Source organism: Paenibacillus sp. FSL R5-0407, from assembly GCF_038009185.1.
Taxonomy (GTDB): Bacteria; Bacillota; Bacilli; order Paenibacillales; family Paenibacillaceae; genus Fontibacillus; species Fontibacillus vini.
The window spans coordinates 1,335,089-1,350,816 of the sequence record NZ_JBBPAX010000002.1 but is presented as its reverse complement, the minus strand read 5'-3'; the positions used below and the strand labels follow the sequence as shown (position 1 = coordinate 1,350,816).

Below are 15,728 nucleotides of genomic sequence, written 5' to 3'. Positions count from 1 at the left end.
ATTGTGAGTATATCAAAATAGAGCGTCTCCTTCACATCCGGAGCGGAATGGCTGGATTCAGAATTTCATGTTTCCTATTTTGTCACAAGACCGGATGTATAAAGTTGGATGGAAAAGGGCATTTTTTTAATGAAAAACTCTTATCTGAGGAGTGGCTGAAATGAAAACACTAAATGCGATTGCACTCACTTTACTGATTGTGGGCGGACTTAACTGGTTATTGATCGGCCTCTTTGAATATGACCTGGTGGCTGGCATCTTCGGTGGGCAAACCTCCACATTATCCCGGATCGTTTATGTTATTGTCGGGATTTGTGCCATCTACTCGATCAAATTTTACAATGACGTAAGTCAAGAACGGGCCCGGTAACAGACGTCGCGCAAGATCTTCAAAACGATAAAAGAGCTTCCCGCCCCCAAAGGGTGAAGCTCTTTTTTTGTGCAGAATTTAGGTTAAGCAGCCAAGGCAATGTTGAATTTTTTTTCGTTCTCTACTTCACGTTTTTAATCATTTCAAGGTCAGAGTTGCACAGAATCTCTAGGTTATCGAAAATTTTGTCTGCAGGCCAATCCCACCATTTTAGCTGTTCAAGGTACGATATGAGCTCATCGTCAAACCGCTTCTTAATAATCTGGCACGGATTACCGCCCGCGATATGGTAAGCGGGGATATCCTTGGCCACCAGGGAATTGGCTGCGATGATGGCGCCGTCACCGATATGGACTCCCGGCATGATCGTCACATTTTGACCGATCCATACATCATTCCCTATCACGGTATCTCCCTTGAAGGGAAACTGGTCCAATGAGACCGGAACGGTCTCCCAGCCTTCGCCCATAATATTAAAAGGGTACGTAGTTACGGAGTTCATCCGATGATTGGCGCCATTCATGACGAATTCGATGCCCTTGGCGATGGCGCAAAACTTGCCGATCACCAGCTTATCGCCCAAAAACTCATAATGATGAGTAACGTGGGATTCAAATTGATCCGCACCATCGGGGTCGTCATAATACGTATAGTCGCCGATACTGATGTTAGACCTGGTGATCACATTTTTGATATAGCAAATTCTTTTCATGCTTGGGTTAGGAAAAATGGCATTGGGATCAGGACCGGTTCTATTCATCTCTCAATCACCTCTCGTCTCCAGTATATTACAATTCATCCGCAATTCCGAGCAGGGCGATGCCGATAATGACCGCTATAACGACGGCGTACTGCGCCTTGTTCAGTCGTTCCTTCAGGAAAATCCGGGACAGAATGACGGAAAAGATACTGTAAGAAGCAATCAGCGGCGCGGCAATGATGGCGTTGCTGGACATGGCGAATACATAGAAGAATTGACCGATCGTTTCAAATACGGCCGCATAGCCTTTGACGCGCTCATGGAACAGGTTGAACCGCTGTTTTTTCACAAACCGGAGATAGATGAAGGCTAGAACAGCGCAGGCGAAAAAAGTGAATTCGTAGGAAAGCAGGGCCGCATCCTCGCTGATCAGGCTCAGTTCATCGAGATATATCCCGTCGGCAAACGTGCCAAGGCCATCGATCAGGCAATACAGAATCGGAAACAGAATCGCCATCGTGCCGATCTGATATCTAGGGTCAATCTTGGTCGAACTGGCTTGAAGCGCGATTTGCTCGGCTTTTCTTTCCAAGACTGCTAAACCGATCACGCCGAGGGTAATAATGACTATGCCCGTAACCTCCAGCGTATTTAATGAATGTGTAAAAAACAGAAACAGCAGAATCGTGGTGACAGCCCCGGAGGAGTTCTGGACGGGGGAGGCGATAGACAATTCAAGATAACGGAGTCCGATATACCCGATCGTCATCGATAAGATGTAAAGGACCGATACGGGCAAATAGCGAAGCAGGTCGGCCGGATCCAGCGTAATTCCCTTAAATAGCATATACCCTGTGGCATGAACCCCCATGACGAGCCCGACCATGATAACGATTTTGATATGGCTGAACCGGTCGCGGGAGTCGCTGCCTTTCTTGTAGAACAAATCTGCGCCTCCCCAAGCGAGGGCGGTCAGTAAAGCGAATAGAAACCACATAACTTAGTAATTCTCCTTGTCGGTTAGATGAAAAGATACCGTTTTTCTTTATTGATACTTCGGCTAAGCCTTCTTATTATACAGGCCGTTCCGGAAAGGCTGTCAATGATATAGCAACAATCCCGGCTGTATATTCGTTTTACCTTATATTAGAAAAAATAAAAAGAATGGGTGGAGAATGATGAGAAAAATACTGATCTTAAGCTTGCTGGCGTGCAGTATCTTGGCGGGATGCGGAAATGGAAATTCGGACAAAGAGACTGAAAGCGCACCGCCGAGTCAGAACGGGCAGACGAACCAGAACGGAGTAACGAAGGAGCCTGCATCTTCTGAAGATGATCAGCAATTGAACGGGAACCAGCAATCGAATGAAGCTGATCAATCAACCAACAGTGAACCATTGCGGGCTGAATATACGAAAAAGCTGGATGAGGTCGAGAAGGGGCTTGCGGATTTGGAGGAGCTGAACGAGGAGGGGACCACCGTATCGATGACCCAGGCCGCCGATGAAACCTATAAACGGTGGGATGCGGCCCTGAACGAAATTTATGGTGAACTGGAAGATCGGCTTTCCGAGAAGGATATGGCAGCCTTGAAGCAGGAGCAGCGTGAGTGGATTACAGAGAGAGACGAAACCGCCGAGAAGGAAGCGGCAGAGTATAAGGGCGGGACGATGGAGGCCTTGCAGCTGCTTTCCGCCAAAGCCCGGATTACTAAGGAAAGATGTTATGAGCTGGTAGAACTACTTTAGCAGGGCGTATATTGTGATATAATTCGTTGCAATATTCGTAGAATGGGGTTTGGAAATGGATAAAGAGAGAACGCTGGAAGACTTCATGGCAATCATACCTGTTATCAAGGAGGCCGTTCCGATGGATTTGTCGATCGCGATTTGCGATCTGGACAAGTTCGTCGCTTATTGGCCGGGGGAGAATATCGACCTGCAAATCAAGGTCGACCAGTTATTGCATCCCGATGAACCGCTGACGAACGCAATCAAAAACAATATAAGCCTGAAGGCAGAAGTGCCTGCCGATTTTTACGGATTTGAATTTACTGGGACGGCTACCCCGCTGCATGACCATGAAGGCCATGTTATCGGCGGTATTGCGGTCCAACTGCGCAAGCAGAGCGAACTCCGGGACATTTCCGATCAAATCGCGGACTCGCTGACCCAGGCAAACGCCAGGCTTTCCCGTATGGCGAGCGGTTCAAATGACTTAGCGGGCTTTACTCATCAGCTCCTCGCCCTCGCACGGGCGACCGAGGAACAGGTCAACAAGACGGATGAAGTCGTCTCCATCGTAAAAGCCGTCGGAGATCAGACGAATTTGCTCGGGCTTAACGCCTCGATTGAGGCAGCACATGCCGGGGATAAAGGAAGAGGGTTCGGCATTGTAGCGGGGGAGATCCGAAAGCTGTCCAATGAGACGGTTTCCTCCACCAGAGTCATACAGGGCATTTTAAAGGAATTCAGGGAGGTTACGGCCGAAATGGGGAAATCCATCGACCGGATCAACCAAGTGGTGGAAGAACAAGCGGAGTCTGCTCAGCACATGTCTTCGTTTATTGAGGAAATTCAACACATGTCCGAACGGCTGAATCAATTTGCCAAGAGACTGTAAACAAGTAGTTATTTAGCGAAGGAGGCACCCGGAAGGGTGTCTTTTTGCATATAGACGGGCTGCGGTTGGTCCGCCAGTGGACTAGATAGCCATCCTGTGATTAAGTAGAGTGAGAGGATTTGACCGTTTTTGGCAAAGGGGATAAAGATTCGTGAAGAAGATGAATTATACGCTGATGGGACTGCGCGGACTGCTTGCCCTGTCGGTTGTGATCTATCATATCTATATTTCCGCCGTGATCGAGGGATACATTCCCGAGATTCCCAAGGAAAATTTTCTTTATATGATCAATGAGGCCGGGCCTATATCAGTAAACCTGTTCTTCGTCATCAGCGGATACTTGATCACCCAAAGCCTGTTGAATAAAAAGTCGTTCCGGGAGTTTGCCGTCAACCGGCTGCTGCGCATCTATCCCGTATTTATAACGATTCATCTTATTATTTTTGCGGTCGGACCGGTGATCGGCTATAAATGGATGGATGGAATCGGACCAGGGCAATATGCGTTTCATTTCCTATCCAACGCTCTTCTGCTGCCCGGCATGTTCCCGCTTCCGATCGCTCAGATCGTTGCCTGGTCACTGAGTTACGAGTTATTCTTCTATATTATTGCTGGATTGGCTTGGTTAATCTACCGCAGTTCCAAGTTGCCCGGGGTTCGGAAGGGCATTCTGTATGTCGTGGTCGCTGCCGCTACGATGATCATTATTTATTATCGCAGAGACTTCTCCTTCTTTGCCGTAGGTGTCGCGGCGTATTTCAGCCAGGCACAGATAAAGAGCCACTGGAAACCCGTCAAAGCGTTTTATTTCAATGGCGTAATTCTGTTGGCTGCAATCTATCTGTCCTATTATACGTTAAAGGTTCCGATTTGGGCCGCGCTTGTGCTGAGCTTCTTGCTGTTTATCCCTATCCTTATGGAGTATGGGCTGCTGTCCCGGTTTCTGCGAACGAGTGTGATGCGCTACTTGGGAAGGATCAGCTTCAGTCTGTACATGTGGCATACGATGGTCATGTTTCCATTAAAAATAGCCGTGCCCAAATTCGCCGCTATGATAGGGACAAATGCGGTTTCCTTCGGAATCTACGCGCTGTTATCGTTAGCGCTGTCGGTCCTGATATCGCATCTGTCCTATCATTACATTGAATTCAGGTTCACGGCCTATCTGAAGTCGAAAATGGAGCGAGGGTCATTATCCCGGAAGAGTCAGGGCAACGTAGACGGCTCAACGGAATCCACTTGAACTACGGGAACGTTTAGCAGGTCCTCATTGATCATGATGTCCTTATATTCAACAAACGTACCGGTAATAACAGCGGGTCCCTCCGAGAATTGGAAGTCACCTGTCAGCACGATATAATTGTCTCCGGCCCATGCCGTAGTTTCGAATTCGCCCGGCGCGGAGATCGTGCATGTGAAGCGTACCTTTTTCTGCGGATATTGAGCGATATCTTCAGGGGCAATCTCCGGGATAACGGTCTTGACGCCGGTAAACTCATAGTAGGAGCCTGACCGTTCGTAAATGGCGATTTGTCCCTCGCCCGATCCTGCGGGATTCTCTACAAGGAGGCTGCCATCCGGGTTGATGGTCAGATTGTCCGCTTCAACCCACAGGATCAGCTCAATCCGGTCATCCTGAACTTCAAACAACGCATAAAGCGCGTTCCTGCTTGCGGAATCGGCTTCAACGAGAAGGACAGGGGTCTCTTTGTTGCTTAATTTACGTTCAATGGACAGCTGCCGGATGGTCGCATTTGAAGTTATATCCGTATTGCTGAGAACCTGAACTTGTTCCTGGGCGTTCATTCTGCCGAAATAAATCCGGTTTGTCTCATCGGCTGCCGTGACATATATCTTGGAGCCGTAAGCGTCAGTACCCCCGCTTACGTGTTGATAGCTGTCCCCCTCACTTCGAATAGGGAGCAGTTGGGACGGTTCTGCCGCCATCCAGGCCAGCTTGACCTGATCCACGGCTTCGCCGGTATCCTGGTAACCACTCAGTGCATTATAGAGATTAATGGCCTCCTGATACTCCCCTTGTGCCGCCATTTTCTTGGCTTTTTTCATCAATCGCGCAATTTGGCCCTCCGCATATTCCGTCAGCGACGACCCGGGGTCGGCTTGGTTTGCGAATTCCTTGTATTGTTTGGCATGCTTGGCGAAGGCGGCATAGTTTTCTTCTTTCAGATCGTATTCCAGCAGGCTTCCAATAAGCTCTTTCGTTGTGCTTGTGATCCATGGCGCTTCAAACTGATGGCTTTTGTAGGCGTCCAGCATATCCTTTGCTTCAGCGAATAAAGTGTCATAAAGGCCCTTGGACGCGGTGGCTTTGATTCTTCTTGCGTCGTAGGTTTTGAATTTGGCGCTTAATTCGCTGATTTGCTTGGAGCTGTCCCCGTAAAAGTTGGAAGGGATCCGGAGCAGATTCCATTTAAAGGATTCATTCGAATAATCGCCGGTATCCAGATTGTGATCCATATCCGCGTAGAACCGGTCCTTGAACTGGGCGAAATAGGAGACGAACTTCTCGGAAACGTTGTTCGATTTCGAAATTTCACGGTAATTTTCGCTATAAGGCCCGTTCCCCGTATAATAGGTGTTGCGAAGCAGGGATAACTTCGCATAGACATCCATAAGCTTATCGAAATCGCCTTTGGAAGTGGCCTTAGCTCCTTGCGAGCTTAACTCCGCCAGCTGCCGTTTCATATCCGTAATCGGAGCCAGCTCTTTCAGACGAGCCGAGATGATGTCCTCCCTATAGTCTATAGAGGTGTTGTTTCGGGCTTTCAAATACCAGGTTTCGGCCTGGATTAAATCCTTCTCCGCATAGAGGCGCTCGGCCTCGTCAAACCAGGCCATCTTTTGCGAAATTCCATAACCCTTGAGACCGATAAGAATCAGCATAACGGCACATGATGCAAGAAGCAGGCTTTGCAGAGAGACCAATCTACGAATCATCATAAGGAAATGCTCCTTGGTGTTATTTGCTGAAAATCGGCATCCCATTGGTATTTCTCATTGTAAATCCGGTAAACCTCATCCGCCAGGGAAGTCCACGGCTCGTTTGGATTTGTGGCTATGACCCGGTAAAGGCGCAAGAATCGCTCTTTGGGAAGCAGGCGCGCATACCGCGAAATGAAGTCGGAGTAGCTCAGGACGTAACGTTTCAACCTTACGGCGGCTCCGGCCACCCCGGCAAGAATGTCTTCTCCGCGTTCCAAGGAGGCAATTTCATGTTCATATTTTAATATGTAGCGAAAGGTCCTGTCTTTGATCAGCTCGCGTTTGATTTTTGCTAATTCGCCGATATAGCGGGCAAGATCAGGATCAAATCGGCTTTGCAGCAACGGCTCCAATTCCAGCTCCATATCCTTACGAAGCACAAAAGATTGCAGCAGTATGATTTGCAGCGACCGGATGGTGTCATCATGGACCAGCGCGGCGATTTCCCGCAGCATTTCATAAGAGCGGGCTTTATCTTCTTTGCCCGTTTCGACGGCCCGGTCCAGATTAGCGATGAGTCCGTCCGCTATTCTTTGACGATCGTGCAGGAACATTCGGGCTATTTCCCGGGAAACGGCCCGCGGAAGCAGCCTGCGCTGAACAAACCAGAGACACCCGGTCAGAATGACCCCTCCGGCCAGCCCAATCGCCATCTCTTGAAAGCTTCTGCCGAAGAAGATACTGATCAGGGTGATCAGTATCGCGGCCAGCCTTTCATTGCGCATGGTGCGGCGTACGGTTGCAGCAGCCTTTTCACGCAGGGGAAGAAGACCGGGCTTCCCGCAGAACGTACAATTATCTTCGCGTAAAATCGTATAGCGATGGCAATTGTTGCATATTCTTAACTTTTCATATACATATTTCGTTTTAATAGTAGGTTTAATTTGTACAGGAATCTTATTGTCCATGGTTATCACTATCCCGGTTTATTTGGAGTACCAGCCTGCGGTCAAGCTCTTCGGGCGCAATCGAATTCTTATTGCGTCTCCAATATATGATTGATTTTGCAATGACAAAAAGAAACAAAATAGCCAGGCAAACGTAAGTAATCATATACAGTCTCCTTCTTTTATAGGCCGAGCAGGCCATTATACCTAAAAGTGCGAGTTCAAAAAGACAGGTTTTCAGGACCAAGAAGGTTGGATGAAGCTAGGGACTGAGTAGCGGAGCGTACATGAGGTACGTGAGCAACGGAAGGCCCGGCTGAATTCAAGATTCGACGTCGAATCCGCTTCATGTTCTGCTTCGTCGTGGAAAGATGTCTTTTTGAACAACCTTTAAAATAATTGAACTTTACAGGCGTTAATTATATCATATTGGCATAGCATTGGCAGATCTTAGGGGGAGATTTGTCAAATCATGCAGCGGCAATAACATAACGATTTTTCAGTAAAGGAGTACTACACATGTTCCAAAGAAAAATAAAAACTCGCAGTTTGCTGCTCGCATTATCGCTGATGTTGCTTCTCTTCAGCTTCCGTTTGCCGGGGGCTTATGCCGCCGGACAGACCTCGCAGATCGATGCCGTGCTTGTTGTGGATGTCAGCAACTCCATGAATACGAGCGATACTAATAAAATTGGTAATGAAGCCATGAAGATGTTTATCGATATGCTGTCGGTTAATGGCGACAGAGTGGGCATCGTCGCCTTTACCGATAAAATCCAGAGAGAAAAGGCCCTGCTTGAAATCAAGACTCCGGGCGACAAGGAAGACTTGAAGCAATTTATCGACGGCCTGGACAGAGGGCCTTACACGGATATTGCGGTCGGTGTAAAAGAAGCGATCAAAGTGCTTCAGAACGGTGCCGACCCGAACCACGATCCGATGATCGTCGTTCTGGCCGACGGGAATAACGATTTTGACAAAAACTCGGGTAGAACGCAGAGTGAATCCGATAAGGAATTGAATGCTTCGGTCGAAGAGGCCAAGCAGGCGGGGATTCCGATCTACACGATCGGGCTGAACGCCGACGGCAAATTAAATAAAGAGGCTTTGGCTGCCCTGTCCGACAAAACCGCGGCCAAATCCTTCTCCACCAATTCGGCGGAGGATCTGCCGCAAATTTTGAGCGAGATCTTTGCCAGTCATCTGAAGCTGAAAATCGTACCGATCCAGAGTATGACGGGTACCGGTAATTTTCAAGAGGTTACCGTCAATGTTCCGAACGCCAACGTACTGGAAGCGAATATCTCTATCATGTCGTCCAAGCCGGTGGAGACGGAGCTCGTCGACCCTTCCGGAAAGGCGGTAGCGATTCCGTCAGGCGACGTGGTGGTTACCAAATCGAAGAGCTATACCTTGCTCAAGCTGTTGTCCCCAAGCGAAGGGGATTGGAAACTGAAGGTCAAGGGAACATCGAAAGACAAAATCGATATTAATCTCGTGTTCAATTACGATCTGGAACTGGCCATGGAGCCCTTGCCTTCCACAAGCTACAAACCGGGAGATGAAGTCGCTATTTCCTCCTATCTGACCAGTAACGGACAGAAGCTGGCCAACGACGAAATGTACAAGAATATGGCTGCGGTCCTGAAGGTGACCGATCTCGATTCCGGTAAGACGGAAGAAATCAAATTGGACAATAAGGGAGACAAATTTGAAGGAACTTACAAGATTCCTGACAAGCATGAATATGAATTGGTGGTGAAGGCGGAGGAGAAGAGCTTTTACCGCGAGAGTCCTCCCGTCAAAATAACCGCCAAGCCGGCAGGTTCAGCCGCGACTCCACCGGCCTCCTCGCCAAGCACGGGTGAAGAGGAGAAGTCTTTTCCACTGATGCCGGTCCTGTTGAGCGTAGCGGCTGCGCTTGTATTGCTAAGTGCGGGATATTTCATATTCCGGAAGGTGAAGCAGAACAACCGCGGTTTTGTGGGACAAATCGTCCTCGAAATCCGCGATGAGAATACAAACGAAAAGTCTTATCCGCAGTACAAGAAATTAACCGCCTTCCGCGGCAAATTTAATCTTCACCAGCTCCTGCAGCTGGCGCCTGAACTGAAGGAGACGGAAAGAATCGTCTTCACCCCCGGCAGCAATGACCGGATCATCATAACGAGCGGCACCGCCGGAACGATCGAAAAGTCGGGGCGTGCCATTGACGCAAGCAAAGGCTATGAGCTGAAAGGCGGGGATCGTATCACCCTCCCGCTGAGCAGTGTGGACAAAACGATTTTTATCGAATATCTCGTGTAAGGGTTGTTCTAAAAGCGAATAGGGGGAACACATATGAAGCCCGTAGTAAGAGAACATATTCAACAATTGGACGTTTCATTAGGCGGAGGCATTGTCAGTGATAAGATCCGGGTCGACACGATCGACAACCCGATGCTGATCATCGGTTTGGGCGGCACGGGGATCGATGCGCTGCTGCGGCTGAAATACCAGATTAACCGGCGGTTCCGCCTGCCGGAAGATCCGCTTTCCAAGAAAAAGCGGGAAAAGCCGGACAATGTAGAGTTCCTGGCATTTGAAACGAATGAGCAGGACCGGACCAAGAAATACAAAGGCATCGGCCTCGACCCGATCAATGAATTCGTGTTGTTATCGAACGCCGAAATCGGCGGATTACTGCAAAACCGCAGTATCCTTGAACCTTACATTACGGAATGGTTGTCACCTGAATTAAGCATCACTGATGGGATGAACGGTGCGGCCGGCGTGCGCCAGGCCGGAAGATTGCTGCTGTTTACGAAAATTACCCAAGTGGTGCAAGCCATCGATAAGAAGATCAAGACGTTGTCCGTCGGCACCAACAAGAAGCTGATGGTATTTCTCCTTACCGGCTTATCCGGCGGAACCGGCAGCGGCTGCTTCCTGGACATCGCCTATATCGTACGGGGCATCATCGAGCGCGATCACGGCTCAGCGGGCATCGACCGGGTGAATACGCTCGGATATTTGTTCACCCCGGATATCAACCTTTCGAACAAGAGCCTGAGCGAGCATACCCGGGAATATATTAAGAAGAACGGGTATGCCGCGCTTAAGGAACTGGACTATTGGATGAACGTGGATAGCCGCGGCGAGCGCTTCAAGCAGCAGTACGGCAACATTCTGACCGTGAATTCCCCGTTGCCGCCGTTTAATCTTTGCCATTTGATCTCGGCGACGAATACGGAAGGCAAGCTGCTGGAGAATGCCTACGATTACTGCATGAACGTGACGGCCGAGAATATCACGAACTTTATGGCCAGCGAGGATAAGCAATCCGGAGAGGAATTTGCCATCCACGATTACATCAGTAACATTCGCACGAATATCGCGCAGATGAACAAAATCTATCCCGCCAACTACGAATACAACATTATCGGCGCTTCGTCGGCGGTTCTTCCGATCGAAGAAATGACGACGTATTTGGCTTATCGTTTGTTTGACAAGATGGAAGGCATGTTCGAGAAGGCTCCGAACCAGGAGGACGTGGAGAAATTCGCCCGGAAGCTGGGGATCGACCTCGACAGCATGGCCAAAACCTTCGAATCGCGCGTTCCCGAGCCGCTTCCCGGTTATGAGAACAGCGAACGGCTTAGTCATGCCAATGTGGTGAAATCGCAGGTGGTAAATATCGATACCGAGCTGGAGCAGAATTTCCTGGCACGGGCCCGCGAAGAATACATCAAGGCGAAGAAGCAGCTTCCCGGCGAAATCATGGAGCAGTTCCGCGATCAGGTCCGCCGGCTGTTTCTTCATCCGGAGCAAGGGCCGTTCTACGTGTCCCGGCTGGTCTATACGGAGAAAGGCTTCTGCCTGCTAAAAATGCTTCTGTCCTACATTGAAGCGCTGCGGGAGAATCTGCTGCGCATTCCTCGCGAGATCGAAGCGGCGCAAGAGCAGGCTGCCGATAAGCTGAGCGACGCAAAGAGTGCCTTCGTATCCAAGGATAAGAAGAAGAACTTCTATATCGAAGCGAAAATCAATGAGTACTGGCTCCATGCCGATACGGAGCGTACGGAGCAATTGATCGAGTTCTACGAGGATCTTTACGAGTTGCTTAACTCGGAAAATAACCGGATTTATAACGTATTTACGGAAGTGTTGAACGCGCTCAGCTCTATTTTTGCCAAGAATGGAGATATCCTCATTAACGGGGAGGAGCAGTCTGATCATAAAGGGAACAAAACGTACTATTGGAACATCGTCAGCGTTCCCGATATCTCCAAGGTCGTTAATAATTTGATGGAGCAGAAGGACGTGGACGATTTGATCCGCGACTTCTCGACGGAGCTGTTGAACCACTCCAACCAGTGGATCAAGGAGCAGGAAATTGACATTGTCAGCTCAATCTCTTCCTTCCTGAGCGACAAGTTCGGGGATTTGATCACGAAGTCGATGGAGGAATTCCTGATTATTAAGTATGGGCAGGATGAATCCATCGAGAAGTTTGTGGAGCGCAATATTGCGAGCAAGCTGGACGATGAAGCCGTACCGGTGTTCCATTTATCGAACAGCACCGGGAATTTGAACTTCCCGGCCTGGGGCTTCGTATCGGTTCCGGTTCAGGCTCCGAGCATTCTGAAGGGGATTCGCAATTATCAGAATAACGCGGTAGGCAAATCCCACTTCACGGTGAAGGAGAGCGAAGTCAAGAACCGCATCTTCTGGCTTAACACCCGCAACGGTGTGCCGCTCTTCGTCTATACACCGCTTAAAGTGTACGAAGAAAGCTATGAACGTACGATTCTCGATAAGGAAGGCATCGGGCGCCATCTGGTGCAAACCGACAAGAATAACTGGACGTATCTGCCTTCTCCGATTCCCGAGAAATCCTGGGGCGATGTTTATGTGAACCAGCGGGTGCAGAGCTACAATGCGCGTGTTCGCGGCGAGTTTGGCGAAGCCCGCAGTTTGAAGATCATTGTGGAGAAGAGTATCGATCAAAATACAAGCAACCGGTTTGCCGTAGTTCAGACCGTACCGTTTGATCTGGATCGGAAGCTGGCCGGATACGATATGCGTCTTGACGCGCCGAAGCCGAATCTGGGCGAGGTGAAGTCCGCCTTGATCGAGCTGAAGCGGCTGCTGTCCGACGGTTTGGAGGTCGCAGCTAGTAAAGATATCTTCGGCAGTATCACTGAAGATCTAGCCCAAGAGAACCTCATTCGCTCGCCGGAACTGATCGCTACGGTCCGCAGCGAACTGGCCAAGTATAATGCGATTCGTGAAATGGCCGACCGGTTGGAAGGACTGCTCGGACAATATCGCGACGAGGAGAAATGGCTGGAGCAATTTATCGAGGCGATGTATACGGGCACAATTGTGAAGAAGGGCGCCCTTTATGTCTATGATCGCGACGCCGAGGAAGAGGCTTGGGAGCCTTTTGCCAACCTGATGAAGAGCCGGAACTATGCGGAATACGAGGTGTTTACTCATTTCCGCGGGCTGGATGAGAAGAGCCGGAATACTTTACTGCGCAAGGCGTCCCGCCGTGCTTCGGAAATGACGGCTTCGGAGGATATCGCGCCGCTGCTGTCCAAGCTGGATGAGCTGACCGTGAATTTCCTGGAAGCCCGCGATGCGTTGGAATATGAGAAGATCGAATTGGCTAACGGCGAGGAACTGTATCAATTCTACAAGGGAATAGCCGCCCAATTAAACGATATTCGTAAAAGGTTGAAGTAAGCGATGAAGGAGCAATTGGAGCAATTTGCAATAGATTATGACCGGAATGAGGAACGCCTGACCCTTCAGGGCGACGATCAGAGCAGCATTCATTATCCCGCTTTGTTTCTGTTCATTGGTGACAAGACCGCGGAGGCGATCGACGTAGTCAAGGAACTCAATGACCGGAAATGGGATAACAGCAAAGGGGTTATGTATTTACACGTCATGACCTCACAAGGGGTATCTGCTCAATCAGAGGGCAGCTCTTCGGTTTCGGTCAAAAGGCATATTCTCGACGGTATAGGGGGAGGGGACGATCCGAAGACGGTTCGTCCCCGCATGTACCGGGAGTTTTACCGCAATGGGCAAGGATTGTTTGAATTAAACCGGGCTATTCGCCAGGTCAGCAGCAGTATATCGGAATACGGCCGGCTCTATTCTTCCTTCGACCGGATTCATCTCTCTGTGATTACGCGGGTCGATGACCCGCTTAATGTGTTTGTCCCCGAGCTTTCGCTGCTGGCGGAATCGATCCTCGGTCAATCGTTCAAATCGGTGCAGATGGATTTGTACGTCTTGATCAGCGAGCGGGAACAAGTGGAGGCGTTCGGCTACGGCAGTTCGGCGGGCGTGGCTTTCTTGCGGGAGCTCGATTATATGCAGCAGCCGGATTATTCTTTTACGGCCAATCTGCACGTCACGGAAGACGGTCTTTCGATTCCGGTGACCCACCGGGCCGCCCCGTTGTTTGATCTGGTGTATGTTCTGTCGGATCGCAACGAGCGGGGGATTATGTCGGCGGGCGAACTGTACAGCAGCTATGAAATGATCAGCCATATCAGTCTATTGAAGAACCGGAAATACAAAGAACAGGCCTTTGATCCGGCTAATAGCAGCTACAACAACACTTCGTTCAAGAATAACATCATGACTCAATCGGGTCGTCAGGGATACGTTTCGGCTGGCTTAGCCAAGGTGAAGCGGCCTAACCAATCGATTGCCTTGGTGGTACTCTATCACTTCTATCGTCAGATGATGACAGATATGGCACAGGACCCGGGGGCAAGCGAGCAGCAGAGGCTGGCTTTGTTCGGCGTAAACCCGGTATTGATCGAGGAACGGGTATCCACGCTGGTACCTGATGTCGAGGCGATTTCCGAGATGCATGCCCTGATGACTAACGAGGTCAGCTATGCGGCTATACGTCAAATGTCGCTTCGGGAGGCGGAGGAAGCGTTGTTCGGAGGCGGTTGTGCCGCCTTCTTCCGAAGCAACTACGAAGAAACAGCCCGGCGGCGGCTGGAACAGCTGAATGTAGCGGAAGAACTGGATCATGCGGTACGGACCGGCATGGCTGCTGACCCGCTAATCGGCCTGTTCCAGCTGTTTCACTGGAGTGGTGAGCATAAAGAGAACGGCGGAATAAGGCCGTTTTTGCAAGCCCTGTACCGGGAAACGCAAATGGAGCTGGACTTGGCGAAGGCCGAGTTGGACCAGATTTCCGGAGGAATCGTGGATCATTTGTCTTTTAAGCGGGTGCCGTTTATGGATAAGCGTAATTTGCGGGCCTGCATCTCGGAGCTGTTCCAGACCGTCTATTACAGAAAGCGGAACCTGCTGGTTCTGGAGATGAAGCTGAAGCTGATCACGAGGATCGAGGCGGAAGTCGAGGCCTTGCATAAGCGTTACGGCGGTAAGATCACTCAACTGGAAAGCCTGGAAAGCCAGCTGAAAGAGGCGGCGCAGGAGAGCGTAACCTGGGCGGACGACTACATCGGCCAAAATATTATGGAATACTACGAGCTGGTGACAAAACGCGTGATCGACGAATGGAAGGCGAAGCGCGGACCTGGCGTATTTTTTGAAGATAGAATGCTTGGTAATCAGCGGGAACTGCTGGATCATAACGGAACAGAGGGCCTTCTGACGAAACTGATTTCGGTTTGCCGGGACACTCTGCTGACTTCATCCTATTTCAAGCTGACGTTTGAAGAAGAGCTGCTGCAGCGTTCGAATGTCACGATTGATTACAGCAATAAGGAAGTTCTTTCGAAGGACGAATTGTTCAAGAAGCTGTATCGAACCCTCGAAGACCGCGCCGCCATCCATTTGCGGCTGTATGATTACACGCAGGAACACCGTTATGAAGAGAAGTATATTTTCGGGGATTATGAAAGTGAATTCGTCCGTTATGTGTTTGGCGTCGATGAAACGTCGCGGATCTATAAACTCGGATGCCTTCATGAGAGACGCAGCAGCGGCGTAGTGAAGCTGAACCTGATGGGCGGTTTTCATTTGGAAGACCTGATGTATTACCGCAATGGCAAGGTGTATTACGAGACCTATCTTGCGAACGGTTATGAGTTTCACGGTATACAACCCGACAGCCTGCCGGAACTGCGTTGAGAGAACTATTAAATCAATGGAAAGGAAG

At 49.8% G+C, this 15,728-nt stretch carries 11 protein-coding genes; 7 read left to right on the top strand and 4 right to left on the bottom strand.

From position 1 onward, the window contains the following. Window positions 1-160: 160 nt before the first annotated feature. Window positions 161-370, top strand: coding sequence for a DUF378 domain-containing protein (locus tag NYE70_RS25045; protein ID WP_211022400.1), 210 nt, complete (start codon window positions 161-163; stop codon window positions 368-370). Window positions 371-491: 121 nt separating this feature from the next. On the opposite strand, the gene NYE70_RS25040 is transcribed toward NYE70_RS25045, so the two are convergent. Together NYE70_RS25040 and NYE70_RS25035 are read right to left on the bottom strand one after the other, a co-directional pair. Beyond that, on the bottom strand, window positions 492-1,130 hold the full coding sequence (locus tag NYE70_RS25040) for a Vat family streptogramin A O-acetyltransferase (protein ID WP_341048793.1): 639 nt from the start codon (window positions 1,128-1,130) through the stop codon (window positions 492-494). A gap of 28 nt (window positions 1,131-1,158) precedes the next feature. Continuing rightward, complete coding sequence (locus tag NYE70_RS25035; protein WP_341048790.1) at window positions 1,159-2,067, bottom strand: DMT family transporter; 909 nt, start codon at window positions 2,065-2,067, stop codon at window positions 1,159-1,161. A 178-nt stretch (window positions 2,068-2,245) separates the two neighbouring features. On the opposite strand from NYE70_RS25035, the gene NYE70_RS25030 reads away from it, so the two are divergent. The 3 genes from NYE70_RS25030 to NYE70_RS25020 all read left to right on the top strand — a co-directional run bounded on the left by NYE70_RS25030 (window position 2,246) and on the right by NYE70_RS25020 (window position 4,935). Further along, on the top strand, window positions 2,246-2,818 hold the full coding sequence (locus tag NYE70_RS25030) for a lysozyme inhibitor LprI family protein (protein WP_341048788.1): 573 nt from the start codon (window positions 2,246-2,248) through the stop codon (window positions 2,816-2,818). Window positions 2,819-2,873: 55 nt separating this feature from the next. Further along, entirely contained in the window at window positions 2,874-3,692 is an 819-nt protein-coding gene (locus NYE70_RS25025; RefSeq protein WP_341048785.1) for a methyl-accepting chemotaxis protein, read from the top strand. Window positions 3,693-3,852: 160 nt separating this feature from the next. Then, window positions 3,853-4,935 carry an acyltransferase family protein gene (locus NYE70_RS25020; RefSeq protein ID WP_341048988.1) on the top strand — a complete coding sequence of 361 codons (1,083 nt, stop codon included), beginning with the start codon at window positions 3,853-3,855 and terminating at the stop codon, window positions 4,933-4,935. Here the strand turns inward: NYE70_RS25020 and NYE70_RS25015 are convergent. Further along, the gene (locus tag NYE70_RS25015) at window positions 4,899-6,653 is read right to left on the bottom strand and encodes a hypothetical protein (protein WP_213654387.1); all 1,755 of its coding nucleotides are present in this window, start codon (window positions 6,651-6,653) and stop codon (window positions 4,899-4,901) included. The genes NYE70_RS25020 and NYE70_RS25015 overlap by 37 nt on opposite strands. Beyond that, window positions 6,650-7,603, bottom strand: a complete 954-nt coding sequence (locus tag NYE70_RS25010) for a hypothetical protein (protein ID WP_341048782.1) — start codon at window positions 7,601-7,603, stop codon at window positions 6,650-6,652. Before NYE70_RS25010 ends, NYE70_RS25015 begins: the two co-directional genes overlap by 4 nt. A gap of 498 nt (window positions 7,604-8,101) precedes the next feature. Between NYE70_RS25010 and NYE70_RS25005 the strand changes: the two genes are divergently transcribed. From NYE70_RS25005 to NYE70_RS24995, 3 genes are read left to right on the top strand one after another with little or no spacing between them, the layout of a single operon-like run. Next, the gene (locus NYE70_RS25005) at window positions 8,102-9,889 is read left to right on the top strand and encodes a vWA domain-containing protein (RefSeq protein WP_213654389.1); all 1,788 of its coding nucleotides are present in this window, start codon (window positions 8,102-8,104) and stop codon (window positions 9,887-9,889) included. 33 nt (window positions 9,890-9,922) lie between these two features. Beyond that, window positions 9,923-13,312: a tubulin-like doman-containing protein gene (locus NYE70_RS25000; RefSeq protein WP_341048781.1), complete on the top strand. Its 3,390-nt coding sequence runs from the start codon at window positions 9,923-9,925 to the stop codon at window positions 13,310-13,312. Window positions 13,313-13,315: 3 nt separating this feature from the next. Next, window positions 13,316-15,700, top strand: coding sequence for a transcription initiation factor TFIID (locus NYE70_RS24995; RefSeq protein WP_341048780.1), 2,385 nt, complete (start codon window positions 13,316-13,318; stop codon window positions 15,698-15,700). Window positions 15,701-15,728 lie beyond the last annotated feature (28 nt).

What these genes read in the sequence shown, in the direction of transcription:
- NYE70_RS25030 (WP_341048788.1), top strand. Translation starts at nt 2,246, where the DNA reads ATGATGAGAAAAATACTGATCTTAAGCTTGCTGGCGTGCAGTATCTTG.
- NYE70_RS25015 (WP_213654387.1), bottom strand. Translation starts at nt 6,653, where the DNA reads ATGATGATTCGTAGATTGGTCTCTCTGCAAAGCCTGCTTCTTGCATCA.
- NYE70_RS25005 (WP_213654389.1), top strand. Translation starts at nt 8,102, where the DNA reads ATGTTCCAAAGAAAAATAAAAACTCGCAGTTTGCTGCTCGCATTATCG.
- NYE70_RS25020 (WP_341048988.1), top strand. Translation starts at nt 3,853, where the DNA reads ATGAATTATACGCTGATGGGACTGCGCGGACTGCTTGCCCTGTCGGTT.
- NYE70_RS24995 (WP_341048780.1), top strand. Translation starts at nt 13,316, where the DNA reads ATGAAGGAGCAATTGGAGCAATTTGCAATAGATTATGACCGGAATGAG.
- NYE70_RS25000 (WP_341048781.1), top strand. Translation starts at nt 9,923, where the DNA reads ATGAAGCCCGTAGTAAGAGAACATATTCAACAATTGGACGTTTCATTA.
- NYE70_RS25035 (WP_341048790.1), bottom strand. Translation starts at nt 2,067, where the DNA reads ATGTGGTTTCTATTCGCTTTACTGACCGCCCTCGCTTGGGGAGGCGCA.
- NYE70_RS25025 (WP_341048785.1), top strand. Translation starts at nt 2,874, where the DNA reads ATGGATAAAGAGAGAACGCTGGAAGACTTCATGGCAATCATACCTGTT.
- NYE70_RS25040 (WP_341048793.1), bottom strand. Translation starts at nt 1,130, where the DNA reads ATGAATAGAACCGGTCCTGATCCCAATGCCATTTTTCCTAACCCAAGC.
- NYE70_RS25045 (WP_211022400.1), top strand. Translation starts at nt 161, where the DNA reads ATGAAAACACTAAATGCGATTGCACTCACTTTACTGATTGTGGGCGGA.
- NYE70_RS25010 (WP_341048782.1), bottom strand. Translation starts at nt 7,603, where the DNA reads ATGGACAATAAGATTCCTGTACAAATTAAACCTACTATTAAAACGAAA.